This is a genomic window from Venatoribacter cucullus (assembly GCF_016132445.1).
Classification (GTDB): Bacteria; Pseudomonadota; Gammaproteobacteria; order Pseudomonadales; family Oceanobacteraceae; genus Venatoribacter; species Venatoribacter cucullus.
This window is the reverse complement of sequence record NZ_CP046056.1, coordinates 1,265,286-1,290,585: the sequence shown is the minus strand read 5'-3', so window position 1 is coordinate 1,290,585 and position 25,300 is coordinate 1,265,286. Positions and strand designations below refer to the sequence as shown.

General features: G+C 54.9%; 21 protein-coding genes and 4 tRNA genes. 6 read left to right on the top strand and 19 right to left on the bottom strand.

Going from position 1 to position 25,300, the window contains the following annotated elements:
• The first annotated feature begins 47 nt into the window (after positions 1-47).
• Positions 48-884: a 6-carboxytetrahydropterin synthase gene (locus tag GJQ55_RS06105; protein ID WP_228346622.1), complete on the top strand. Its 837-nt coding sequence runs from the start codon at positions 48-50 to the stop codon at positions 882-884.
• 24 nt (positions 885-908) lie between these two features.
• Here the strand turns inward: GJQ55_RS06105 and GJQ55_RS06100 are convergent, their stop codons facing one another.
• On the bottom strand, positions 909-1,472 hold the full coding sequence (locus GJQ55_RS06100) for a DedA family protein (protein WP_228346621.1): 564 nt from the start codon (positions 1,470-1,472) through the stop codon (positions 909-911).
• Between the two features lie 153 nt (positions 1,473-1,625).
• Between GJQ55_RS06100 and purB the strand changes: the two genes are divergently transcribed.
• From purB to GJQ55_RS06085, 3 genes are all read left to right on the top strand, one after another.
• The gene (purB, locus tag GJQ55_RS06095; protein WP_228346759.1) at positions 1,626-2,990 is read left to right on the top strand and encodes an adenylosuccinate lyase; all 1,365 of its coding nucleotides are present in this window, start codon (positions 1,626-1,628) and stop codon (positions 2,988-2,990) included.
• 195 nt (positions 2,991-3,185) lie between these two features.
• On the top strand, positions 3,186-4,361 hold the full coding sequence (locus tag GJQ55_RS06090; protein WP_228346620.1) for a cupin domain-containing protein: 1,176 nt from the start codon (positions 3,186-3,188) through the stop codon (positions 4,359-4,361).
• The gene (locus tag GJQ55_RS06085; protein WP_228346619.1) at positions 4,351-5,262 is read left to right on the top strand and encodes a GNAT family N-acetyltransferase; all 912 of its coding nucleotides are present in this window, start codon (positions 4,351-4,353) and stop codon (positions 5,260-5,262) included. The genes GJQ55_RS06090 and GJQ55_RS06085 overlap by 11 nt, the downstream gene beginning before the upstream one ends.
• An 11-nt stretch (positions 5,263-5,273) precedes the next feature.
• Here the strand turns inward: GJQ55_RS06085 and kdsB are convergent, their stop codons facing one another.
• From kdsB to GJQ55_RS06045, 8 genes are all read right to left on the bottom strand, one after another.
• On the bottom strand, positions 5,274-6,044 hold the full coding sequence (gene kdsB / locus GJQ55_RS06080) for a 3-deoxy-manno-octulosonate cytidylyltransferase (RefSeq protein WP_228346618.1): 771 nt from the start codon (positions 6,042-6,044) through the stop codon (positions 5,274-5,276).
• 22 nt (positions 6,045-6,066) lie between these two features.
• Positions 6,067-6,627 (bottom strand): KdsC family phosphatase, encoded by a 561-nt coding sequence (locus GJQ55_RS06075; RefSeq protein WP_228346617.1) that lies wholly within the window; start codon positions 6,625-6,627, stop codon positions 6,067-6,069.
• A 135-nt stretch (positions 6,628-6,762) separates the two neighbouring features.
• A tRNA-Ala gene (locus tag GJQ55_RS06070) sits at positions 6,763-6,838 on the bottom strand.
• Positions 6,839-6,869: 31 nt separating this feature from the next.
• Positions 6,870-6,945 (bottom strand) — tRNA-Glu (locus GJQ55_RS06065).
• A 21-nt stretch (positions 6,946-6,966) separates the two neighbouring features.
• A tRNA-Ala gene (locus GJQ55_RS06060) sits at positions 6,967-7,042 on the bottom strand.
• Between the two features lie 132 nt (positions 7,043-7,174).
• On the bottom strand, positions 7,175-8,707 hold the full coding sequence (gene gltX, locus GJQ55_RS06055; RefSeq protein ID WP_228346616.1) for a glutamate--tRNA ligase: 1,533 nt from the start codon (positions 8,705-8,707) through the stop codon (positions 7,175-7,177).
• Between the two features lie 432 nt (positions 8,708-9,139).
• Positions 9,140-9,229: transfer RNA gene (locus GJQ55_RS06050), tRNA-Ser, on the bottom strand.
• 81 nt (positions 9,230-9,310) lie between these two features.
• Complete coding sequence (locus GJQ55_RS06045; RefSeq protein WP_228346615.1) at positions 9,311-9,877, bottom strand: nitroreductase family protein; 567 nt, start codon at positions 9,875-9,877, stop codon at positions 9,311-9,313.
• 175 nt (positions 9,878-10,052) lie between these two features.
• Here GJQ55_RS06045 and GJQ55_RS06040 point away from each other — a divergent pair, with 175 nt between their 5' ends.
• A complete protein-coding gene (locus tag GJQ55_RS06040; RefSeq protein ID WP_228346614.1) occupies positions 10,053-11,447 on the top strand; it encodes an adenylate/guanylate cyclase domain-containing protein in 1,395 nt (464 codons plus the stop codon).
• 49 nt (positions 11,448-11,496) lie between these two features.
• On the opposite strand, the gene queF is transcribed toward GJQ55_RS06040, so the two are convergent.
• The 3 genes from queF to GJQ55_RS06025 are packed head-to-tail and all read right to left on the bottom strand — an operon-like array spanning position 11,497 to position 14,022.
• The gene (gene queF / locus GJQ55_RS06035; RefSeq protein ID WP_228346613.1) at positions 11,497-12,318 is read right to left on the bottom strand and encodes an NADPH-dependent 7-cyano-7-deazaguanine reductase QueF; all 822 of its coding nucleotides are present in this window, start codon (positions 12,316-12,318) and stop codon (positions 11,497-11,499) included.
• Positions 12,319-12,325: 7 nt separating this feature from the next.
• Positions 12,326-13,102 (bottom strand): ABC transporter permease, encoded by a 777-nt coding sequence (locus GJQ55_RS06030; protein WP_228346612.1) that lies wholly within the window; start codon positions 13,100-13,102, stop codon positions 12,326-12,328.
• Positions 13,099-14,022: an ABC transporter ATP-binding protein gene (locus tag GJQ55_RS06025; RefSeq protein WP_228346611.1), complete on the bottom strand. Its 924-nt coding sequence runs from the start codon at positions 14,020-14,022 to the stop codon at positions 13,099-13,101. Before GJQ55_RS06025 ends, GJQ55_RS06030 begins: the two co-directional genes overlap by 4 nt.
• Positions 14,023-14,044: 22 nt before the next feature.
• Between GJQ55_RS06025 and GJQ55_RS06020 the strand changes: the two genes are divergently transcribed.
• Positions 14,045-14,446 (top strand): PA2817 family protein, encoded by a 402-nt coding sequence (locus GJQ55_RS06020; RefSeq protein ID WP_228346610.1) that lies wholly within the window; start codon positions 14,045-14,047, stop codon positions 14,444-14,446.
• 51 nt (positions 14,447-14,497) lie between these two features.
• Here GJQ55_RS06020 and GJQ55_RS06015 read toward each other — a convergent pair whose 3' ends face one another.
• From GJQ55_RS06015 to GJQ55_RS05985, 7 genes are all read right to left on the bottom strand, one after another.
• Positions 14,498-16,384, bottom strand: coding sequence for a propionyl-CoA synthetase (locus GJQ55_RS06015; RefSeq protein WP_228346609.1), 1,887 nt, complete (start codon positions 16,382-16,384; stop codon positions 14,498-14,500).
• A gap of 199 nt (positions 16,385-16,583) precedes the next feature.
• Positions 16,584-17,456 carry a succinate--CoA ligase subunit alpha gene (gene sucD / locus GJQ55_RS06010; protein ID WP_228346608.1) on the bottom strand — a complete coding sequence of 291 codons (873 nt, stop codon included), beginning with the start codon at positions 17,454-17,456 and terminating at the stop codon, positions 16,584-16,586.
• 9 nt (positions 17,457-17,465) lie between these two features.
• Positions 17,466-18,632, bottom strand: a complete 1,167-nt coding sequence (gene sucC / locus GJQ55_RS06005) for an ADP-forming succinate--CoA ligase subunit beta (protein WP_228346607.1) — start codon at positions 18,630-18,632, stop codon at positions 17,466-17,468.
• Positions 18,633-18,770: 138 nt separating this feature from the next.
• A complete protein-coding gene (gene lpdA / locus GJQ55_RS06000; RefSeq protein WP_228346606.1) occupies positions 18,771-20,213 on the bottom strand; it encodes a dihydrolipoyl dehydrogenase in 1,443 nt (480 codons plus the stop codon).
• A 32-nt stretch (positions 20,214-20,245) separates the two neighbouring features.
• Complete coding sequence (gene odhB / locus GJQ55_RS05995) at positions 20,246-21,442, bottom strand: 2-oxoglutarate dehydrogenase complex dihydrolipoyllysine-residue succinyltransferase (protein ID WP_228346605.1); 1,197 nt, start codon at positions 21,440-21,442, stop codon at positions 20,246-20,248.
• 13 nt (positions 21,443-21,455) lie between these two features.
• Positions 21,456-24,311: a 2-oxoglutarate dehydrogenase E1 component gene (locus tag GJQ55_RS05990; protein ID WP_228346604.1), complete on the bottom strand. Its 2,856-nt coding sequence runs from the start codon at positions 24,309-24,311 to the stop codon at positions 21,456-21,458.
• Positions 24,312-24,578: 267 nt separating this feature from the next.
• The gene (locus tag GJQ55_RS05985) at positions 24,579-25,289 is read right to left on the bottom strand and encodes a succinate dehydrogenase iron-sulfur subunit (protein ID WP_228346603.1); all 711 of its coding nucleotides are present in this window, start codon (positions 25,287-25,289) and stop codon (positions 24,579-24,581) included.
• Positions 25,290-25,300 lie beyond the last annotated feature (11 nt).

The window sequence follows — 25,300 nt, the reverse complement described above, 5'->3', positions numbered from 1 at the left end:
TGCCGGCGTTTAACCACCCTGTTTCAGCCAGCGGCTGCGGAATGCTCATGCAACTTTTTGTCGATCAACTCACCAACGTCGATTTCAGCTACCTCGATGCCCACCGCGGCATTGTCGGGGAAACCTGGTGGGCCTCCGCCCTGCTGGATGGCGCGCTCGATGACGAAGGCATGATCTGCGATTTCGGCATTGTAAAGAAAACCCTGCGCAACTGGCTGGATCTTGAGGTTGACCACCGCCTGCTGGTACCGGTGCAATCACCGGCGCTGCGTTTGCAGAACAACGGCGAGCGTGTGCAGTTAGAGTGGCAACTGGATAACGGTGAGCATATTAAGATGGACGCCCCGCGTGAGGCAGTGGCACTGGTCGATGCCGCCAGCATCACCGCCCAATCCGTAGCCCAGTGGTGTCGCGAACAACTGCGCGGACAGTTTCCTGTGAACGTGGAACAACTGCGTCTGAGTTTTGAGCCGGAAGCCATCGACGGTGCGTTTTACCATTACAGCCACGGCCTGAAAAAACACAACGGCAACTGCCAGCGCATCGCCCACGGACACCGTTCGCGCATTCAGATCTGGCTGAACGATCGGCGCAGCGCCGAACTGGAACAAGAATGGGCCGAACGCTGGGCCGATATTTATCTGGCCACCGAAGAAGACACCATCGCCCTGAACGATGGCCAGTATGAATTTGCCTACACCGCCCGCCAGGGCGAGTTCCGCCTGAGCATGCCAGCGTCACGCTGCTACCTGATGAACACCGACACCACGGTGGAATTCATTGCCAGCCATCTGGCGGCGGTTATTAAAGCCGGACACCCACAAGCCAATGTGAAGGTAAAGGCCTTTGAAGGGGTTAATAAAGGCGCTATCGCTCTGCGCTGAGGCAGAGCAGATAACAGACCTTGCTCAGGCTTCAGCCTCGAGGCGCGCACGCAGGCGTTTCTGCCCCAGAAAAAACAGCACCACCGCCACCGGCAGCAACCACCATAACCAGGCCTGTAACTGCTCGGCATAGGCCTGCCCCAGCCAGAACGCCACCCCAAACAAACCCGCAGCCCACAGCAGAATGGAAATCACATTCGCGACGGTAAAGGTCCAGCCCGGCACCCGTGCCACCCCACAGGCGATATAACCGAAGGTCCGCAAGCCCGGCATACAGCGGATTAACGCCAGCTGATGCCAGGGCGCCTGCTGCAATGGCCGCACCTGCCGGTCGATTAACGGATGGCGGCAATGATGCGCCAGCCAGGGCCAGCGATGCGCCAACCGCCCCAGCAGATACAGCGCCGTATCGCCAATCAGCATGCCCACACAGGTGGCCGCAAAGGCCAGTTCGGGCATCATCTTGCCACTGGCGGCCAGCAGAGCTGCGCCGATAATGGCCAGATCTTCCAGCATAAAGGTGGAAATAATCACAATCAGCACCAGCCAATAGGGGCTGTCGGAATAGCTCAGTAAAGAATCCAGCATAGGAACATCGGTACCGCCAAAAAAACCGGCCGGCATTGTACCTCAACAACAACCCAAGGGCTGAGTTATGGGAAAAAATCCGTTAGAATCGCGCGCCTTATCTTTTCTTACATTCTTTGCCAGTTGAGAGCCGCTATGTCCACTCAGAAACCCATGGAGCTGTCTGCCCTGACCGCCATCTCACCCCTTGATGGCCGCTATGGCAGCAAAACCGTCGATCTGCGCCCTGTCTTTTCCGAGTTCGGTTTAATCCGCGCCCGGGTGGAAGTGGAAATCCGCTGGCTGCAGCGTCTGGCCGCCCACCCGGCTATTCATGAAGTACCGCCCTTCTCGACCGCCGCCGATGCTGCCCTGAACGCCATCGTCGATAACTTCAGCGAAGAAGACGCCCTGCGCATTAAGAAGATTGAAGCCACCACCAACCACGACGTAAAAGCGGTGGAATACTTCATTAAAGAAAAGTTCGCCGGCAACGCCGAACTGATGGCGGTGAACGAGTTCGTGCACTTCGCCTGCACCTCTGAAGACATCAACAACCTGTCCCACGGGCTGATGCTGAAAGCCGGCCGTGACGTGATGGTGCCGGTGATGCAGAAAATCGCCGACGATATCCGCAAGCTGGCACACGATTACGCGGCGCTGCCGATGCTGTCACGCACCCACGGTCAGACCGCCTCTCCGACCACGCTGGGCAAAGAAATGGCCAACGTGGTGGCACGTCTTGAGCGTCAGATCAAACAGATCAACGCGGTGGAAATTCTGGGCAAAATCAACGGCGCCGTGGGCAACTACAACGCCCACCTCTCGGCTTACCCGGCCATCGACTGGGCCGCCAACGCGCAGGAATTCGTCACCTCTCTGGGTCTGACCTTCAACCCCTACACCACCCAGATTGAACCGCACGATTACATCGCCGAACTGTTCGATGCCTTCGCCCGTTACAACACCATCCTGATCGATTTCGATCGCGATATCTGGGCTTACATTTCCAACGGCTACTTTAAGCAGCGCACCATTGCCGGTGAAGTGGGCTCGTCCACCATGCCGCACAAGGTGAACCCGATTGACTTCGAAAACTCCGAAGGCAACCTCGGCTTAGCCAACGCCGTGCTGACCCACATGGCACAAAAACTGCCGATTTCCCGCTGGCAGCGTGACCTGACCGACTCTACCGTGCTGCGCAACATGGGCGTGGGCATGGGCTACAGCCTGATCGCCTACCAGGCCACCCTGAAAGGCATCAGTAAGCTGCAGGTGAACGAAGCGCGCTTAGCCGACGACCTGAACAACGCCTGGGAAGTACTGGCCGAGCCGATACAGACCGTGATGCGCCGTTACGGCATTGAACAGCCGTACGAGAAACTGAAAGAATTCACCCGCGGTAAAGCCATTACTCAGGACGCTATGGTGGAATTCATTGCTTCACTGGAGCTGCCGCAGGCAGTAAAAGATGAACTGAACGCTCTGACCCCGGCGACCTATATTGGTAATGCCGCGGATCAGGCAAAAGCGGTTTAAGCGCTGCTTATCTCAGCTAGTGCTAGCTTCAGGCACTGCTTGTGCAACTCGCCGTAAACCCATCCCTGGGGGCTCGAGTGCGCCATCCGTGGCGCACACGGTTGCTCAAGCAGCACCTGAAACTGCACCTGATATAAGCCTCCTGCGGGAGGCTTTTTTATTGATTTTCCGTTCATTCATTTTCAGAGTTGAGTAATGTCTATGCACGTCCTCGGTCATTTAAGCGTTGAAGAATTCCTGCGCGACTACTGGCAAAAAAAACCGGTAGTCATCCGTAATGCCTGGCCGGGCTTTACTCCCCTGCTCAGCTCACAGGAATTGGCCGGCCTCAGTCTGGAAGAAGAAATCGAATCCCGCATCGTCGAAGAGCAAGGCAAGGACGGCCCCTGGTCAATCCGCAAGGGCCCCTTCACCGAAGACGACTACCGCAGCCTGCCGGAAAACAAATGGACGCTGCTGGTGCAGGCCGTGGATCACTGGATTCCCGAAGCCGCCGACCTGCTGGAACATTTCCGTTTTATTCCGTCCTGGCGCATCGACGACCTGATGATCAGTTACGCCGTCGATGGCGGCTCGGTAGGCCCGCATTACGACCAATACGATGTGTTTCTGCTGCAAGCCGAAGGCCAGCGCGAATGGCGTATCGGTCAGATATGCAGCGAACAATCGCCCATTCTGCAAGGCCCGAAAATCCGTGTACTGGAACAGTTTGACGAAACCGAGCGCTGGGTACTGAACCCCGGCGACATGCTCTACCTGCCGCCGCAACTGGCGCATTACGGCATCGCCCAAGGCGAGTGCATGACCTACAGCATCGGCTTCCGCGCCCCGTCCCAGGCGGAACTGGCGCAAGCGGCGCTGGACGATATTTTGGCCAGCAGCAGTGAAGACTGCCGTTACACGGATGCCGACTTACAGCCTCAGGCTGAGCCGGGCCGCATCGGGGCCGATGCCACCGCCCGCCTGAAACAACTGCTGATCAGCGCGTTTGATGACGAAGAACGTCTGCAAACCATTCTGGGTAAGCTGATGAGCGAACCCAAATACCCGGAACAGTTACCCGAACCGCGCGATGACGCCAGCTGGGAAGAACTGGACGAAGAGCTGCAGGAATACCAACCATGGCGCCGTTCCGAATTTGCGCGTTTTGCCTACAGCCAGCACGGCGATAACTGCCGCTTTTTTGCCCTGGGCATGAGCTGGGCATTGCCTGCCAGCGACAGCGCCGGCGTTGCGTATCTGGCCAACCACAGCCACTATCAATCAGAACAGCTGCAGGCCTTGGCTGGCAGTGAACCGTTGCGCAACTTATTGGTACAACTGTGGCAACGCCACTTGCTGTACAGCCCGGAGATTGAATTTGCAGATTGAGCTGGCCAACTGGACCGTCCATAAGGATGCGCTGCGTGCGGTGCGCCGGCGCGTCTTTATTGACGAACAAGGCGTACCGGAAGCACTGGAATGGGACAGTGACGATGCCAGCGCCGTGCATTTTCTGGCTCGTGACGGCAAACGGCCGGCCGGCTGCCTGCGCCTGCTGAGCAATGGCACGCTGGGCCGCATGGCGGTGATGCCGGAATACCGTGGTCAGCACATTGGCAGCCAGCTGCTGCGCAGCGCTGAACAGCATTATCTGAATGAGATGCGCGGCCGCAGTCTGCGTGCCAACGTACAAACCCAGGCCTATTATTTTTACTGGCAAAACGGTTATTCACCGGAGCCGGATTTTAATGTGGATGCCGGTATTACCCATATCCGTATGAGCAAAGTGCTGGGGCGCACCCTCAGCCCCAGCGAGCAATTTATTCCGGGTAAAGACAGCCAGCGCTATGTTCTGAACAGCCCCTGCGCCGCCAACGGCCTGCTGCAGATTGCCACCCAATTCAGTGTGGCTGGCCTTGCTGTTCATTGCGCTGATCTGCAATTACCGGTCTGGCGTGACCGCGACACCTACACCCGCCTCACCGCCTGGCTGCGCGCTTCACGCCGGCGCACAATGCAGATTCTTATTCCATCCGAATACGCCGGCATCGCTGACCACCCGCTGCTGCAATGGCAACAACGGCTGAGCAGCCGCGTGCAGATACAAGTGCATTCATCGGTTAATCAGAATCTGATCGTGCTGAAACCGCACGGCTATATCGACATTCAGCGCGACCAAACCATTGCGTGCTTCACTGACCGTGCCCGTGCAGCGAAAGAGCTGGAGCTGTTTAAGGAACTCTTGCGCAGCAGCCAGATGCTGAGAGAAGGACGGCGGCTACGGTTGTAGCCGCCGTTTTATCAGGTATTCAACGCCTGCAACATCGCTTCAACCCGGGCGACATCGTCCGGCGTATCCACACCATGCCCCGGCGCTTCATCAATAATGGCCATGTGAATTTTTACGCCGTACCAAAGTGCGCGTAATTGCTCCAGCGCTTCGGTACCTTCCAGCGCACAGGGTTGCATCGCGGTGTATTGCTGCAAAAAGGACACCCGATAACCGTACATACCAATATGACGGTAGACAGGTATTTTCGTGGTCATCATACCCGTGCCATTTTTGTACGCATCCCGATCCCAGGGAATCGATGCACGACTGAAATACAACGCAAATTGCTGCTGATCCAACACCACTTTCACGACGTTCGGGTTAAAGGCATCGGCATCGTGTTTCAGCGCGGTACAGACCGAACTCATACCCGCCTGCGGATGCTGAATTAAACCCTGCGCCGTTAAGGCAATCAGACTTTGCGGAATTAACGGCTCATCGCCCTGCAGGTTCACCACCACCGCCTCGGCCGGCCACTGTTTAATGCGGGCCACTTCGGCGATACGCTCGGTGCCGTTTTCATGATCCGGCGACGTCATTACCACCTCGGCGCCAAACCCGGCAGCCACGTCGCGGATACGCTCATCATCGGTGGCAATAATAATATCGGTCGCACCGGTGGCCACAGCACGCTCATACACATGCTGAATCATCGGCTTACCGGCCAGCATCAGCAGCGGTTTACCCGGTAAACGACTGGAGGCATAACGGGCAGGTATCACAATTTTATAGTCGGCCATCTCTTTTAATCCGCTTGAGGCATCACTGTTTAACGTTTTCAAATTCCGGCAGCATGGCCTTAATGTAAGCTTCTTCTAACGGCATCCGGCTGCCGAGAATAATATCAGCCACCTCGCGTGCCACCCCACGCCCACCTTCGCTGTCGGTAATTAAATCGGCGTGGTCTTTTACCATCCAGAAGGCATCTTTCGGTGCAATGCTCAGGCCAATTTTTTTCATTACTTTCAGGTCTATAACGTCATCGCCGACAAAGCACACTTCTTCGGTGCCAATCAGCAATTCATCCATCAGTGCGGATAACACCGCCCACTTATCTTTGGTGGCGGGAAAAAAATGCTGAATACCCAGGTCTTTTACCCGCCGGCTCAGTGCTGCTGATTCTTTTGCTGAAATAACGGCAGTGAGAATGTCGTAAGTATTCAGCAGTTTAATGCCGACACCGTCTTTTACGTTAAAGTGTTTTACCTGCTCACCATCAGCGGCATACACCAGCGTGCCGTCGGTTAACACGCCATCGACATCGAATACCACCAGGCGCACTGCGCGGGCTTTTTCTTTGATCACATTGGGTAAATGAACCATGGTCGTTAATCCTGCCTGAGAGGCAGGCATTGTAACGGTTTCAGCGCGCGGATGTTATGGGCGGAATACAGAGAAAATCAGCCAGACCGGGAGCCGGTGCCGATTGTAAAAAAGAAATAAACAAAAAAGGAAATTTGGTGGAGCCTAGCGGGATCGAACCGCTGACCTCAACACTGCCAGTGTTGCGCTCTCCCAGCTGAGCTAAGGCCCCAAAAAAATATTTACTGCGGGACAGTAAATAGTGGCATCCCCAAGGGGATTCGAACCCCTGTTACCGCCGTGAAAGGGCGGTGTCCTAGGCCTCTAGACGATGGGGACACAAGGACTGTTTTGAGAGTTTGGTGGAGCCTAGCGGGATCGAACCGCTGACCTCAACACTGCCAGTGTTGCGCTCTCCCAGCTGAGCTAAGGCCCCGTCTCAAAACGTGGGCGAATCTTACTGATGGCCCCCAAAGGTGTCAACAATAAGATTCAAAAAATTTTCATAAACAATAACTTAGAGCGTTTTGCCGGGGCAGAAGCTACTCCGCCCCGACAAACTAACCACTTATTCAGCCGTGGTTACCGCAGCGGCCTCAGCGGCGATGGCAGCCAGAATCTGCTGATAGTCTTTTTCCAGTTTCTTCAGGCGTTTTTTACCCAATTCCACCGGACCAACCACCACACTCAGCGCATGACGCAGACGCGCACGGCTCATATCCGGCCCCAGCAATGCCATGCTGTCGAGTACGGAAATGGTGGCCGGGGTGCCGGCAATGGCAATAAAGAACGGGAACAGGAAATCACGGATTTTCAGATCCAGCTGTTTCGCCAGCGGGAACAGGCTCTGTTCAATGGATTCCTTTGACCAGTGGCGAATGCTTTCCAGCTGCCATAAACCAAATTGCAGCAGCGTCAGTAATTTCTCGTCATCGTAGGCTCTGTGTTCAAACTGCGCCGGTGTCAGCTGCGTTAAACCACCGAGGAAATGCCCGGCCAGCGGCACCACATCGGAGAAGGTTTCAACCCGCGGCTGCACGTGGGGAATAATCGGCAGGACACGTTCGGCTTTCAGGCCCCATTGCGCAAAACGCTGAGCAAAGGTTTCAACATCCAGCTCACGCAGCCACAGGCTGTTCAGCCAGCGCAGTTTTTCCAGATCAAACACCGGCCCACCGAGGGATACGCGGTGGATATCGAAGTGGCTGAACATATCTTCACGGGTGAATTTCTCCCGCTCATCCGGCATCGACCAGCCCATACGGCCGAGGTAGTTCAACAGCGCTTCCGGCATAAAGCCCATGCGCTCGTAGAACATAATGGAGGTGGGGTTTTTACGCTTGCTCAGTTTGCTCTTATCCGGGTTACGCAGCAGCGGCATATGGCACAACTGCGGCATATCCCAGCCAAAGTATTCATACAGCAGCTTGTGCTTGGGTGCCGAGCTGATCCACTCTTCACCACGGATCACGTGGGTGATTTCCATCAGATGATCGTCCACCACGTTCGCCAGATGGTAGGTCGGCATACCATCCGACTTCATCAGCACCTGCGCATCCACCTGCGACCAGTCCAGCTCAATCGGGCCGCGCAGCAGGTCATTCACCACGCACACACCCTCTTCCGGCACCATCATACGCACCACATAAGGGGCACCAGCGGCTTCGCGGCGGGCAGCTTCATCAGCTGGTAACAATAAATCAGACGGCTTCAACGCCATGCTGCTGTCAGACGCCTGACGGGCAGCGCGCATCGCATCCAGCTCTTCCGGAGTACGGTAGCATTTAAAGGCATGACCGGAAGCCAGCAGTTTTTCCACATGCTCGGCATACACCGAGCCACGCTCGCTCTGACGATATGGACCGTGCGGACCACCCACATCCGGGCCTTCTGACCATTCGATACCCAGCCAGCGCAGACTGTCGAGAATCGCCTGTTCCGACTCCGGCGTACTGCGCACCTGATCGGTGTCTTCAATACGCAGGATAAATTCACCGCCGTGCTGACGGGCAAAGGCCAGGTTGAACAAAGCAATGTAGGCGGTGCCTACGTGCGGATCGCCGGTGGGCGACGGCGCAACACGGGTGCGGACCTTGGTCATAACGGATTTCCGGTAATAAGTAATTCAAGGCCGGCGATTATAGAGAATTCAGGCGCTGGCTGCATCTGATCCGCGGAATGAGTGGTGCGCGGATTTCAGACATTAAAAAAGCCCCGGTCTTGCGACAGGGGCTGCATAAGGTCGGGATGACCGTCAGCAAAGCTGACGTTTGTCGCTCGTACCTCGCTCGGTACGAACCCACGAGGGTTCTCTGTGCCCGCCCATCACCGTGAATTTCAGACATTAAAAAAGCCCCGGTCTTGCGACAGGGGCTTTACAAGGTCGGGATGACCGTCAGCAAAGCTGACGTTTGTCGCTCGTACCTCGCTCGGGTCGAACCCACGAGGGTTCTCCGTACCCGCCCATCACCGTGAATTTCAGACATTAAAAAAGCCCCGGTCTTGCGACAGGGGCTTTTTTAATGTTGATTCGTGGCGGTGAGGGAGGGATTCGAACCCTCGATAGGGATAAACCTATACACGCTTTCCAGGCGTGCTCCTTCAACCACTCGGACACCTCACCGGATCTGAGCTAGCTCAGAGGCCGCGAACTATACGCACAGCCCTGCTGCCAGTCAACACCCGGTGATGCAATTCGTTGTTTTCAGAGCGTTTTTGCTTCCCAGGCGGTTACAAAATCACGAACCTCCAGTTCCGGTACGGCCTTAGGCGTGGTGTTGGGATGGCCCACATAGATAAAGCCCACGATCTGTTCATTGGCCGCCAACCCCAGCGCTGCGGCGACGGCCGGGTTATGAGCAACATCACCACTGCGCCAGATGGCACCAAGCCCCAACGCCCAGGCAGCATTGAGCATGTTCTGTACGCCGGCCCCGGTCGACAGCAGCTGCTCCAGCGCCGGCACTTTGGGATGCTCCTGCACCCGGCAGATGGCAACAATGACCAGTGGCGCACGTAAGGGAGCATTCAGCAGTTTTTGTTGCTTGTCGGCCGGCAGTTGCTGCCAATCGGGGGTGGCCTGTAAAAATATTTCCCCCAGACGGGAACGGGCGGCGCCCTGAACGGTCAGATAGCGGCTCGGACGCAGCCAGGCATGGTCGGCGGCGCGCAGTGCAGCACGGATCAGCATTTCCTGCTGGTCAGTGGTAATATCCGGTCCACTGAGCTGAGCAATGGAAACACGCTGGGTGAGAACATCAAGGGCATGCATAGGTGCTGTCCATATCAATAAAAAAGTAACCGTATTGCCTTAAAGTGCAGCACAACTGAATCAAAACGGCTGCACTTGCTGTCATGACATATTCTGAGTATACAGATGAACTCTATCATTAAAGCCGGTAGCATCGTGGCCTTTATTATAAGAAAAAAACTGCTGAGTCTGCCTCATGTCCAGACCGCATGATCCGTCCCATTTTACCGAAACCACCCTGCCACGGCAGGATTACATGGCCCGGGGGCTGGGCTACGGGGTGGCTGCGGTTACCGTTATGGTGGGTTACCTGCTGGAGTACTTCGACCAGCGTGTATTTGCGGTCGCTCTGGTCAGCTTACTGTACCCGCATCTGGTTTTTATCCTCAGCCGTCCGTTTGAAAAAAAGAAGCGTGCCACCCGCAAGTTTCTGATTAATATCGACGCCTTTCTGTTCGGTATTTTTCTGGGTTTTCTGCACCTGCCGATGGAAATCGCCGGCTTGTTTCTGATTATGATCAACACCAGCTTTATTGTGGTCGGCAGCATTACCGCCTGGGTATTTTGCGTCACATCTCTGGCGGCTGGCGTATCTACCGGTATCCTGATTTTTGGTTTTCATACGGCCCCAGCGGCACCGCCAGCTCTGTTTATGACGGCGGCTTTCGGCGTGGGGATGCATCTGGCCGTCACTGCCTTTAACAGTAACCGCCAGGCCCGTGACCTGATCCGCCTGAAGCAGAAGTTTCAGGGCCAGGTCGAGCGTTTTCAGGCTTTATCGCAGCAGGTGTCCAAATACGTAGCGCCGCAGGTGTGGGAATCCATTTTTTCCGGTCGCCGTCAGGCACGGCTGGAAACCCAGCGCAAAAAACTGGTGGTATTTTTCTCTGACATCGTTGGGTTTTCATCCTTGTCCGAGCAGATCGAGGCCGAGGCCTTCACCGATTTACTAAATCAATACCTCACTGATATGTCCCGCATCGCGCTGAAATACGGCGGCACCATCGATAAGTTCATCGGTGACGGCATTATGATTTTCTTCGGCGATCCGGTCAGTAAGGGCACCAAACGTGATGCGCTGGCCTGCGTATCCATGGCCATTGAGATGCGCCGCCACATGCTGAAACTGCGCAAACAATGGGCCGAACACGGTATGACCGCCCCACTGCAGATCCGCATGGGTATTAACACCGGTTACTGTACGGTGGGCAACTTCGGTACTGACAGCCGTATGGATTACACCATCATCGGTAAGGAAGTGAACCTTGCCAGCCGCCTGGAAAGCGAAGCCGATGCCGGTGAGATTCTGATTTCCCACGAAACCTTTGCCCTGGTAAAAGATAAAATTATCTGTCGCCAGCGTGGTACGGCCATGGTGAAAGGTTTCCGCGATCCGGTGCCACTGTATCAGGTGGTGGATTACCGCCGCGATCTGGGCTCGAACCCCAGCTTCGTTAACCATGAAACGGAAGGCTTCTCGCTCTATCTGGAGTCGGAGAAAATCCGCGAAGAGGAAAAAGAACGGGTTGCTGATGCCCTGGAAAAAGCCGCTAATAAACTGCGCGGCAAAGTGGCCGACGTCAGCCGCTGAGCCTGTCTGCTCAGCGGTTTAACGAGGCACCACGGGTTATCAGCACAGATTACTGACGACTGGTACGGAAGTTTTCGGCCTGTGCCTGCTGGTCTGAGCTGCGGAACGGATTAATATCCAACCCACCCCGGCGCACATAGCGCGCATATACCGTAAGCGCCTCTGGCTGACAACGCTGCCAGATATCGTGAAAGGTGCGTTCAGCGCACTGCTCATGAAAATCCTGATGCTGGCGCAGCGAAATAACATAAGCCAGCAAGGTTGCTTCATCCAACGCCTGTCCGCGGTAATAAATATACAGCGAACCCCAATCCGGCTGTCCGGTAACCGGGCAGTTGGATTTCAGCAGATGGCTGCACAGCCAGCCGTCAAACTGCCCCTCAGCCAGTTTTAATAAACCGGCATCCGGTTGATAAGCCTGCACCTCGATATCCAGCTCATCGATGCAACGGGCTGCGGGTGGCTGTGGAAATTGCACATCCAGCGCATGCAACACGACAGTTACCGGCGCACCCGCCGCCGCGGATAAATCCTGCACCATTAACCGGCGCACGGTTTCGGCATCAGCAAAACGGCTCTGATTAAACGAATTCAGGTACAGCTTGAACGATTTGGATTCGATCAGAAAACGGCTGCTGGCCGGGATGCGGAATTCCGCCATGCACACCAGCGGCTTACCGCGCTCATTCAGCCAGGAAATTTCATAGCCATTCCAGATATCTTCGCCATAAAAAGCCACCGCGCTGCGATCCAGCCCCTGCGCCTGCCAGCTTTCGTTGCGTTCAATAGGAAATAATAACGACGGATCGTACTGATCTTTATAGGCCGATACTTTACCCAGTGGATTAAATTCACTTGTTACCGATGTCATACCGACCTCACTGACGCATCCCCACACCGCGCCGCAGTAACCAGATACTCCAGCCACCCAGCAACAGAATAAACACTACCAGCATCAGCATGGCGGTCAGCACATCAATATCGCTGATGCCGAGAATGCCGTAGCGGAAGGTGTTTACCATATACAGAATTGGGTTAAATAAAGACACTTGCTGCCAGAACCCCGGCAACAGACTGATGGAATAAAACACCCCGCCCAGATAGGTTAAGGGGGTAATAATAAAGGTCGGAATAATGGCAATATCATCAAATTTAGTGGCAAACACCGCGTTAATAAAACCACCCAGCGAGAACACCACCGCAGACAACAGCACAACACCGACCACGACGGCCAGATTATGAATCTGCAGATCGGTAAAATACAGCGACAACAGCGTTACGATAAAACCAACGGCGACCCCTCGTGCCACTCCCCCGGCTACATAGCCCAGCAACAAGGTCAGCGGATGCACCGGTGCCACCATCAGCTCTTCCAGGCTGCGCTGAAACTTATTGCTGAAGAAAGACGACGACACGTTGCCATAGGCATTGGTGATTACGCTCATCATGATCAGACCCGGCACAATAAACGACATGTAATCGACGCCATCCATCGGGCCGATTTTACTGCCGATTAACTGGCCGAAAATAACAAAATACAGCGTCATGGTAATGGCCGGGGGCAACAGGGTTTGCTGCCAGATGCGCATAAAACGCCGGATTTCTCTTACCAGAATGGTGTTGAAGGCAACCCACTGAATACGCCATACGCTCATGCTTTACCTCCCCGTACCAGACCCACAAATAATTCTTCCAGACGGTTGGACTTGGTGCGCATGCTGCGTACCTCAATACCGCGCTCGGTCAGCAAAGCAAAAATCCGGTTAATGCTCTGGCCTTTTTCCACCGTAATTTCAAAACCATCGTCAGCAATTTTCCGGCAGACGTAACCTGGCAAAGCAAAGTCATCGGCAATGCTGCAGTTCAGGTCAACAATAAAGGTTTCGGTACTGAGCTGACTGAGCAATTTGCGGATACTGGTGGCCTGAATAATCTCACCCTTATCGATGATGGCGATATTGCGGCACAGCTGCTCCGCTTCTTCCAGATAATGGGTGGTTAAAATAATGGTCATGCCCTGCCGGTTAAGCGTTTGCATAAATTCCCACATAGAGCGCCGCAGCTCGATATCCACCCCCGCGGTTGGCTCATCCAGAATCAGCACTTTGGGCTCGTGCACCAGCGCCCGGGCAATCATTAAGCGGCGCTTCATGCCACCGGAGAGCATCCGTGACTGCTGGTCGCGCTTATCCCATAAATCCAGGGCTTTCAGCAGTTTTTCAGCGTTCGGGGCCGCCTGTTCGGCGGTCAGACCGAAATACCCGGCCTGGGTGATAACGATGTCATACACCTTTTCAAACTGATTGAAGTTGAACTCCTGTGGCACCACCCCCAGATAGCGACGGGCCGAAAAAGCCTGCTGGTTAACGTCGAACCCCATCACTTCAGCGCTGCCGCTGGTTTTCTGCACCAGCCCCGCCAGAATGCCAAGCGTGGTAGACTTGCCGGCGCCATTGGGGCCGAGCAGCGCAAAGAAATCGCCCTGCTCCACACTCAGGCTGATGCCTTTCAGGGCCTGAAATCCATTGCTGTAAACTTTGGTGAGGTCTCGCACCACCAGCGCGGGAACTGACATTGAATAACCTTAAGAGTGAAACATGAGTGAACGACTGAATGACCACATCCAGCTGCTGTACCGCGTTCAGGAACGGTTGACCAACGCCCAACCACAAGCCGGCGGACTGATCAGTGACGAGATTCTACACCAGCTGGCGCAGGTTATTGACCTGCTGCAGGAACATTCTGATTCAGCCTATGCCCGTGGCGGCGATTGGCTGGTGCATATTTTCACCCATGTACCGCAGCTGACCCCCGCCATTGACCGGGATTTGCTGTGGTTTTTTGGTGGTGAATGCCTGCATTTCCTGACCGATGAGGAAATCAGCCTGTTCCAGCAACTGGATGAACTGGAAGAAGAAAACCGCCAGCGTGGCGCAGTGTTTGACCGGCAGGTAGCCAAACAACTACTGCAGGCCGGCGGCTCCGGGTTTAATGCCTGAAGGCAAAACAGCCGTGATGAAAGGCTCCGGCCAGTAGCCGGAGCCTGTGGCTCAGCTTAAGCCTTTGCTTTTCAGGATCTGCTCAATCTCGGCCAGACAGGCCGGATCATCGATGGTGGATGGCGCCTGATACTCTTCGTGGTTGGCGATATTACGCAGCACTTTGCGCAGAATTTTACCGGACCGGGTTTTTGGCAGGCGCTGCACCACAATGGCATCGCGGAAGCTGGCGACCGCACCAATCTGATCCCGTACGCGCTGCACCAGCTCGGCACGCAGCTGCTCTTCATCAATCTGCACACCGTCTTTCAGCAGCACCAGGCCTAATGGCTCTTCGCCTTTCAGCTCGCTGTGGCGGCCAATCACGGCACATTCCGCTACGGCTTCATGTCCGGCCACCACCTCTTCCATTTCACCGGTGGATAACCGGTGACCGGCGACGTTGATAATGTCATCGGTACGGCCCAGCACATACAGGTAGTTGTCGGCATCCACATAACCACCGTCACCGGTGATGTAATAGCCTTTGAAGGCATTCAGATACCCGGCCTCAAAGCGCTCATGATTCGCCCAGATGGTCGGCAGACAACCCGGTGGCAATGGCAGCTTAATGGCAATAATGCCCTGCTCGCCGGCGGCTACCGGCTTGCCTTTGGCATCCAGAATCTGCACGTTATAGCCCGGTGATGGCCGGGTTACTGAACCGGCTTTCACCGCCACCGGATCCAGACCAACATGGTTGCCGGCAATGGCCCAACCGGTTTCGGTCTGCCACCAGTGATCAATCACCGGGCGCTGCAGATGCTTAACCACCCAGTCATAGGTGGGCGGATCCAACCGTTCGCCGGCCATAAAAATGGTTTTCAGCTTGCTCAGGTCATATTTGCCTGCCTGAGTGCACTCCGGATCTTCTTTGCGGATAGCCCGGAACGCAGTCGGGGCGGCAAACAGTCCTTTCACACCATACTCAGCACACACGCGCCAGAACGCACCGGCATCCGGAGTGCGTACCGGTTTACCTTCGTAAAGAATGGTGGTGCAGCCGGCGATCAGCGGCGCATAAACAATGTAGGAGTGGCCAACCACCCAGCCCACATCCGAGGCGGCCCAGAACACGTCACCGGGCTGCATATCGTACATAACTTTCATGCTGTAACGCATGGCCACGGCATGGCCACCGTTATCACGCACAACGCCTTTGGGCTTGCCGGTGGTGCCGGAGGTGTAGAGTACATAGAGCGGGTCATCACCCCGTACCGGAGTGCAATCGGCCGGTTGCGCCCGGGCAACCGTTTGTGACCAGTCGAGATCGCGGCCGGCAATCAGGTTGCAGGGTTTCTGCTCACGCTGATAAATCAGGCACCACTCCGGCTTGTGCGTGGCCATAGCGATGGCGGAGTCCAGAATGGGCTTATATTCAATAACGCGATCCACTTCGATACCGCAGGAAGCCGATATCACCACTTTGGGCTCGGCATCATCAATACGAATGGCCAATTCGTGCGGCGCAAAACCGCCAAAGACCACTGAATGCACCGCGCCCAGACGCGCGCAGGCCAGCATGGCAATAGCGGCCTGGGGAATCATCGGCATATAGATCACCACGCGATCGCCCTTGCCCACGCCCAGCTGCTGCAATGCCCCGGCACAACGCGCTACCGCTTCGGTCAGCTGGTTGTAGGTATAGGTGCTGCGCTGGCCGGTAACCGGCGAATCGTAAATCAGCGCCAGCTGCTCACCACGACCGTGCAACACATGGTAATCGAGTGCCAGAAAGGCGGTATTCAACTCACCGTCGGCAAACCAACGGTCAATGCCATTTTCGTCTTTGCTCAGAATACGCCGCGGCGCTTTAAACCACTGGATATTCTTGGCCTGCTTCGCCCAGAACTGTTCCGGTTGTTCGATGGATAAACGATATTCCTGCTGATAACTCATGCTGATTCCCCTGCATAACAATAGAGCTACCATAGGGGATCAGAGGCTGCGCCAGCCATTCGACCAAGGGTCATAACACCAAGGTATAGAGACTGATCAGGACAGCGATAATAAGCGACCAGAACAGCGACGCAGCGGCAAATAACGGCCATAAAAAAACCCGCCGGAGCGGGTTTTTATGAACCGTACAGCGGGTAACTTACCAGCCAGTCAGTTCTTTCAGCGCTGCACCGATATCGGCCAGGCTGTTAACGGTTTTCACACCGGCGTCTTCCAGGGCAGCAAACTTCTCTGCTGCGGTGCCTTTACCACCGGAAATGATGGCGCCAGCGTGGCCCATGCGCTTACCGGCCGGTGCAGTCACACCCGCAATGTAAGACACCACCGGCTTGGTGACGTTGGCTTTGATGAAAGCCGCCGCTTCTTCTTCGGCGCTGCCACCGATCTCACCGATCATTACGATGGCTTCGGTTTTCGGGTCTTCCTGGAACAGTTTCAGGATGTCGATAAAGTTGGAACCCGGGATCGGGTCACCACCAATACCTACACAGGTAGACTGACCAAAACCGTAATCAGTGGTCTGTTTAACGGCTTCATAGGTCAGCGTACCGGAACGGGAAACGATACCCACTTTACCCGGCAGGTGAATGTGGCCCGGCATAATGCCGATTTTGCATTCACCGGGGGTGATCACGCCCGGGCAGTTCGGGCCGATCAGGCGCACGCCCAGCTCGTCACACTTCACTTTGGCATCCAGCATATCCAGCGTCGGAATGCCTTCGGTGATGCAGACGATCAGCTTGATGCCGCCGTTGGCTGCTTCCAGAATGGAATCTTTACAGAAGGCGGCTGGTACGTAGATAACAGAGGCTTCTGCACCGGTGGCTTCTACCGCTTCTTTAACAGTATTGAACACCGGCAGACCCAGGTGAGTAGAACCACCCTTGCCCGGAGTTACACCGCCAACCATTTTGGTGCCGTAGGCAATGGCTTGTTCAGAGTGAAAAGTACCCTGTGCGCCGGTAAAGCCCTGGCAGATCACTTTGGTGTCTTTGTTGATTAAAATGCTCATGATTACCCCTTAGTTGCCAGCTGCTGCTGCCACGACTTGCTTGGCGGCGCCAGTCAGGTCGGTATCTGCAATGATGTTCAGGCCGCTTTCAGACAGCACTTTGGCGCCCAGTTCAGCGTTGTTACCCTGCAGACGAACCACAACAGGTACTTTAACGCCAACTTCTTTCACAGCACCGATTACACCTTCCGCAATCATGTCGCAACGCACGATACCACCAAAGATATTGATAAATACGGCTTTTACGTTGGTGTCAGACAGGATGATCTTGAACGCTTCAACTACACGCTCTTTGGTCGCACCACCGCCCACATCGAGGAAGTTAGCCGGCTTACCGCCGTGCAGCTTCACGATGTCCATGGTACCCATGGCCAGACCGGCACCGTTTACCATGCAGCCGATGTTGCCATCCAGTGCTACGTAGTTCAGTTCCCACTCGGCAGCATGAGCTTCGCGCGGATCTTCCTGCGACGGATCACGCATGGCCTGCAGGTCTTTGTGACGGTACAGAGCGTTGCTGTCGATCACAATTTTGGCATCCAGACAGTGCAGGTTGCCTTCGTTGGTGATCACCAGCGGGTTGATTTCCAGCAGCGCCAGGTCTTTGTCCTGGAACAGCTTGGCCAGACCCAGGAAAATGTTGGTGAACTGTTTGATCTGATCACCTTCCAGGCCCAGCTGGAATGCCAGCTCGCGACCCTGATACGGCATAGCGCCAACCAGCGGATCAACAGTGGCTTTGAGAATTTTTTCCGGCGTTTCTTCCGCTACTTTTTCAATTTCCACGCCGCCCTCAGTTGAGGCCATGAAGACGATACGACGCGAGGAACGGTCAACGACCGCGCCCAGATACAGTTCCTTGGCGATGTCGGTGCAGCTTTCTACCAGAATGCGGCTGACCGGCTGACCTTTCTCATCAGTCTGATAAGTCACCAGGTTTTTACCCAGCCACTTATTGGCGAATTCTTTGATTTCTTCTTTAGAAGATACCAGTTTCACACCACCGGCCTTACCACGGCCACCGGCATGTACCTGTGCTTTAACAACCCAGCGGCTACCGCCAATGGTGTCGGCTGCAGCGGCAGCTTCTTCCGCGGTTTGCGCAGCCACGCCTTTGGAAACCGGCAGGCCGTACTGAGCAAAAAGCTGTTTACCCTGATATTCGTGAAGGTTCATCGCTTTTGTCCTGTCTCTCTTCTTGCGTTGGGGGTACCCAACAGTCTGTTGTTAACCGGACAGCCGATTGTGTCGGCGGTTGTTAATACAACCTTCGTCCGGCCATAAAGCGAAGGCCCGGAAATCCGGGCCAACGTGTTACTTCGCTTTGGTTTTACGATTCGCTTTGTGAATCGCGTGGTTATTCACCGCCAAAGCAGCTTCATGCACGGCTTCAGAAACAGTCGGGTGTGCAAACACCATCATGCCCACATCTTCCGCGCTGGAGCTGAACTCCATTGCCACCACGATCTGCTGACACAGATCACCGGCATTCGGGCCGATAACGCTGGCACCCAGAATGCGGTCGGTTTCAGCATGAGCGATGATCTTCACGAAACCGTCGGTATCGTTGGATGCCATGGCCCGGCCATTGGCAGCAAACGGGAACATACCCACGTTGTAAGGTTCACCTTCTGCTTTCACCTGCTCTTCTGTTTTACCCACCCAGGCAATTTCCGGGTGGGTATAAATAACAGAAGGAATCACATCGTAATTCAGCTGGGCTTTGTGACCGGCGATACGCTCGGCAACCATCACGCCCTCTTCTGACGCTTTATGGGCCAGCATCGGGCCGCGTACCACGTCACCAATGGCCCAGATTCCCGGAGCATCGGTACGACAGGTTTCATCAACATGGATAAAACCACGCTCGTCCATATTCACACCACAGTCACCAGACAGCAGGTTTTCGGTAAACGGACGGCGGCCCACGGCCACGATCAGTTTGTCGAAGACTTCCTGCTTCTCGCCTTCCGCGTCCTGGAAGGTAACCGTTACCTGCTTACCTTTCACTTCGGTGCCGGTAACGCGGGCACCCAGACGGATGCTCATACCCTGCTTAGTGAACAGCTTCTGCGCTTCTTTGGCGACGGTCTGGTCAACCAGATGCAGGAACTTATCCTGAGCTTCCAGTACCACTACTTCCGCACCCAGACGGCCCCACACGCTGCCCAGTTCCAGGCCGATAACACCGGCACCGATTACACCCAGACGCTTCGGCACTTCCGGAAACTCCAGCGCGCCGGTGGAATCCACAATCACACCTTCCGTCAGCGGCGCCGGCGGAATGTTCACCGGTACCGAACCGGTGGCAATAATCACGTTGTCTGCTTCAATAATTTCAGCAGTTCCGCCATGGCCGGTAAATTCGACTTTCTTACCAGCCAGCAGCTTGCCGGTGCCTTCCAGCGGGGTAACACCGTTGGCTTTAAACAGCGTCGCCACACCCATGGTGAGGTTTTTAACGATCTGGTCTTTGCGTTTCAGCATAGCGGCCACATCGATATTCACTTCACCCACACTGATACCGTGCAGGCCCAGTTTGTCTTTGGCTTCTTCGTACTTGTGCGAAGTATCCAGCAGCGCCTTGGACGGAATACAACCGACGTTCAGACAGGTACCGCCAAACACGGCTTTACCTTCTTTGTTCAGCCATTTGTCGATACAGGCAGTGTTCAGGCCCAGCTGGGCGCAACGGATGGCGGCGACATAACCTGCCGGGCCACCACCGATAACAACCACATCAAATTTCTTGCTCATTCTTGGTTCCTTACTCGGATGATTCGGGCGGATTAAATGTCCAGCAGCAGACGGGCCGGATCTTCCAGCAGGTCTTTAATGGCCACCAGGAACTGTACAGCTTCTTTGCCATCGATCATGCGGTGATCGTAAGACAGAGCCAGGTACATCATCGGCAGAATCACGACCTGACCGTTAACGGCCATCGGACGATCCTGAATTTTGTGCATCCCCAGAATGGCGGTTTGTGGCGGGTTCAGAATCGGAGTAGACATCAGAGAACCGAAAATACCACCGTTGGTGATGGTAAAGGTACCGCCCTGCATATCATCGATACCCAGCTTGCCATCACGGCCACGCTTGGCGAAATCACCAATGGTGCTTTCAATTTCGGCCAGGCTCATGCTGTCGGTGTCACGCAGTACCGGCACGACCAGACCGCGTTCGGTGGATACGGCCACGCCGACATCCTGATAACCGTGGTACACCATGTCGTTACCATCGATTGAGGCGTTAACCGCCGGGAAACGCTTCAGTGCTTCAGTAGCGGCTTTCACGAAGAACGACATAAAGCCCATCTTCACACCGTGTACTTTCTCAAACTGATCTTTGTACTTGGCACGCAGATCCATTACCGGCTTCATGTTCACTTCGTTGTACGTTGTGAGCATGGCCGCGCTCTGCTGAGCTTCCACCAGACGCTTGGCAATGGTGGCACGCAGACGGGTCATTGGAACGCGTTTCTCAATGCGCTCACCGACCGGCAGACCAACCACCGGAGCCGTTGCCGCCGCTTTCGGTGCTGCAGCAGCCGGAGCCGCTTTCGGAGCGGATTTCAGGTGGTTAACCACATCTTCTTTGGTAACACGACCGTCTTTTCCGGATGCCGCAACGGTGGCCGGATTAACGTTATTTTCTTCGGCAATTTTGCGCGCTGCCGGGCTCAGAATAACGTCGGCAGACGCTGCAGCCGGAGCGGCAGCAGCAGCGGCCGGAGCGGCGGCTTCAACAGCGCCTTCGACAAATACTGCCAGCACTTCGTCGCTTAACACCACATCGCCTTCATTTTTGAACACGGTTTTCAGGGTGCCATCTGCAGGAGCGACAACTTCCAGAACCACTTTATCGGTTTCAATGTCGACCAGCAGTTCGTCACGCTGTACCGGCTCACCCGGCTTTTTGTGCCAGGTAGCTACCGTGCCATCAGCGACAGATTCAGGAAATGTGGGTGCCTTAATTTCGATGCTCATCAGTTATTCCTTATTAGTTTCCTGCAGTTACCTGGCTCTGTAAACCCAGAGCGTCACGGATTAATTGTTCTTGCTGTTCAAGGTGCAGCTTCATATAGCCGGCCGCCGGAGAGGCCGAGGCTTTACGACCGGCGTATTCCAGATGCAGAGCCGGGTTCAGCTGCTGCAGAGCACGACGCATATGATGCTGACTGCTGTACCAGGCGCCCATATTCATAGGCTCTTCCTGAGTCCAGAATACTTCCTGAACGTTAACGTATTTAGACAAAATCTTAGCCAGTTGCTTGGCCGGGAACGGATACAGCTGTTCGATACGCACGATGGCAATATCATCGATATTTTCCGCACGACGACGTTCCAGCAGATCGTAATACACCTTACCGGAGCACAGCAGAATACGACGTACTTTGGCCGCATCGAGCTGATCGATTTCATCAATAACGGTACGGAAACGACCACCGGACAGTTCTTCCAGCGTGCTGGTCGCCAATTTATGACGCAGCAGACTCTTCGGTGACATCACCACCAGCGGCTTACGCAGCGGACGGATCACCTGACGACGCAGCATGTGGTAAACCTGTGCTGGTGTGGACGGTACACAAATCTGTACGTTGTGCTCGGCACACAGCTGCAGGTAACGCTCCAGACGGGCGGATGAGTGTTCCGGCCCCTGCCCTTCATAGCCATGCGGCAGCAGCATGGTTAAACCACACAGACGGCCCCACTTGTGCTCACCGGACGAAATAAACTGGTCAAACACAACCTGTGCACCGTTGGCAAAGTCACCGAACTGCGCTTCCCATATCACCAGCGCGTTTGGCGTGGTGGTGGAATAGCCGTATTCGAACGCCAGTACCGCTTCTTCAGACAGCAAAGAGTCGTAAATAGCAATCGGTGGCTGCGCCGGGCTGAGGTTCGCCAGCGGAACATAGGCCGAGCCATCTTTCTGGTTGTGCAGCACCGCATGGCGATGTGAGAAGGTACCACGGCCAACGTCCTGACCTGTGATACGAATCTGATAGCCCTGATCCAACAAGGTGGCGTAAGCCATGGTTTCGGCGAAGCCCCAGTTGATTGGCATAGCACCGGCGGCCATTTTGGCGCGGTCTTCCAGAATTTTGCCAACCTGACGCTGCACGGAGAAGCCTTCCGGTACTTCCAGCAACTTGTTGGACAGTTCCTGCAGACGTTTCAGATCGAAGGTGGTATCCGCTTTGGTGGTCCACTCGTGACCAATGTGCGGAGTCCAGTCAACAAAGAGTTCTTTGTTCGGCTCTTTAACCAGACTCTTCACCACGTGGCGACCTTCATCCAGCGCCTTGCGGTATTCTTCTTCCAGTTCTTTTGACGCTTCGGCGGTAATCACGCCTTCTGTGATCAGCTTGTCAGAGTACAGTTCACGGGTGCTCTTCTGTGCTTTGATTTTGCTGTACATCAGAGGCTGAGTACCAGACGGCTCATCGGCTTCGTTGTGGCCACGACGACGGTAGCAAACCAGATCCAGCACCACGTCTTTGTGGAACTCATTACGGTAATCCACCGCCAGCTGGGTAACAAACAGAACCGCTTCCGGGTCATCACCGTTAACGTGCAGGATCGGCGCTTCGATCATTTTCGCAACGTCGGTACAGTATTCGGTTGAACGCACGTCTTCGCGTTTGTTGGTAGTAAAGCCAACCTGGTTGTTGATAACGATGTGAACGGTACCACCGGTTTTGTAAGCCCGGGTCTGTGACATCTGGAAGGTTTCCATCACCACGCCCTGACCAGCAAAGGCAGAGTCGCCATGAATGCTGACCGGCACCACTTTCTCACCGGTTTTATCGTTACGGCGGTCCTGGCGGGCACGTACGGAACCTTCCACTACCGGCGATACAATTTCCAGATGCGACGGGTTAAACGCCAGCGCCAGATGCACTTCACCGCCAGAGGTCATCACGTTGGACGAGAAGCCCTGGTGGTATTTCACGTCACCGTGAGATTCGTAATGGACTTTACCGTCAAACTCATCGAACAGATCGGACGTCTTTTTACCCAATGTGTTGATCAGGGTATTCAGACGACCGCGGTGCGCCATACCGATCACGATTTCTTTGGCACCATAGGTACCGCTGCGCTGGATCAGCTCGTCCATCATCGGAATTAAGCTTTCGCCGCCTTCCAGACCAAAGCGTTTTACACCGGGGTAACGGGAACCCAGGTATTTTTCCAGCCCCTCAGCCGCAGTCAGGCGCTCAAGCAGATGCAGTTTTACTTCACTGCCGTATTTCGGATGGGCACGCACACTTTCCAGACGCTGCTGGAACCAGCGCTGTTCGGCGGTGTTTACAATGTGCATGTATTCAGCACCCACAGTGCCACAGTAAGTGGTTTCGAGGGCACTGATGATATCTTTCAGCGGTGCTTCTTCCTGACCGATGAAGAGCGAACCGGTTTGAAATACAACGTCCAGATCGGCACGGGACAACCCATGAAATGCGAGATCCAGATCAGGTACTTTCTGCCGTTCCATCAGGTTCAGCGGATCCAGCTTGGCATGCTGATGACCACGACCACGGTAGGCATTGATCAGCTGCAGTACTTTAACCTGCTTGCGTTCGTGATCCGTGGAGACCGCAGACTGGGCTACCGGACGGGAACGACGCTGATTTTTAGAGAGGAGGAGAAACTGCTCCCGGATGGGCTTATGCGGGGTATCTGTTGAAGTATTTTCATCGACACGGGGTAACTGATCGAAGTAGTTACGCCATTCTTCTGACACTTCGTTGGGATCTCTTAGGTAGGTTTCAAAGAGCTCCTCGATATAAGCAACGTTGCCTCCAGCAAGCTGAGAGGTTTTCCAGAGTTGCTCCATTGTCTGCTCGTGCATGTACGACCACCCTGTTTTAGGTCCAAAACGAGGGAAATCACCCACAGAGTGTGTGCACCGACTCTAGCGCTTGCGAGATAGAGGGCCGACCGGATAGGTCGCTAGGCCTCTGAGGTGAACCGGGAATTCCCCGCTCCCTCAACTAATTTAAGCTTAGTTAAAAATAACGCTTTGTGAGCGTTATTTTTGAGAAATTGTTAACGTAAGAGGGCTGTGTGTCCAGCCCACTTACGTCTAATACCACCATTAAAACAGTGTATTCAGCGATTACACCTGTTGAGACAGCAGCATATTACGGATATGACCGATCGCACGGGTCGGGTTCAATCCTTTCGGGCAGACGTTAACGCAGTTCATGATGCCACGGCAACGGAACACACTGAACGGATCGCTCAAAGCGGCCAATCGTTCTTCAGTGTGGGTGTCACGGCTGTCCGCCAGGAAGCGGTAAGCCTGCAACAGACCAGACGGGCCCACGAACTTGTCGGGGTTCCACCAGAACGACGGACAGGCCGTTGAACAGCAGGCACAGAGAATACACTCGTACAGGCCATCCAGCTTCTCACGCTCTTCCGGAGACTGCAGACGCTCAATGGCCGGAGCCGGAGTGTCATTCATCAGGAACGGTTTGATCTTTTCGTACTGCTTATAGAACAGGGTCATATCGATGACCAGGTCACGGATAACCGGCAGACCCGGCAGCGGACGCAGCACCAGCTTGTCCATCTTGCCTTTGGTGGCTTCGGAAATCGGCGTAATACAGGCCAGACCGTTCTTACCGTTAATGTTCATACCGTCAGAGCCACACACACCCTCACGACAGGAACGACGGTAAGCCAGGGTTGAATCCTGTTCTTTCACCAATGCCAGAACGTCCAGAATCATCACATCGCGGTCGCCCGGAATGGTGATTTCGTAGTCCTGCATATACGGAGCGGCGTCCTTCTCCGGATTGTAGCGATAGATACTCACTAACATACTGATACTCC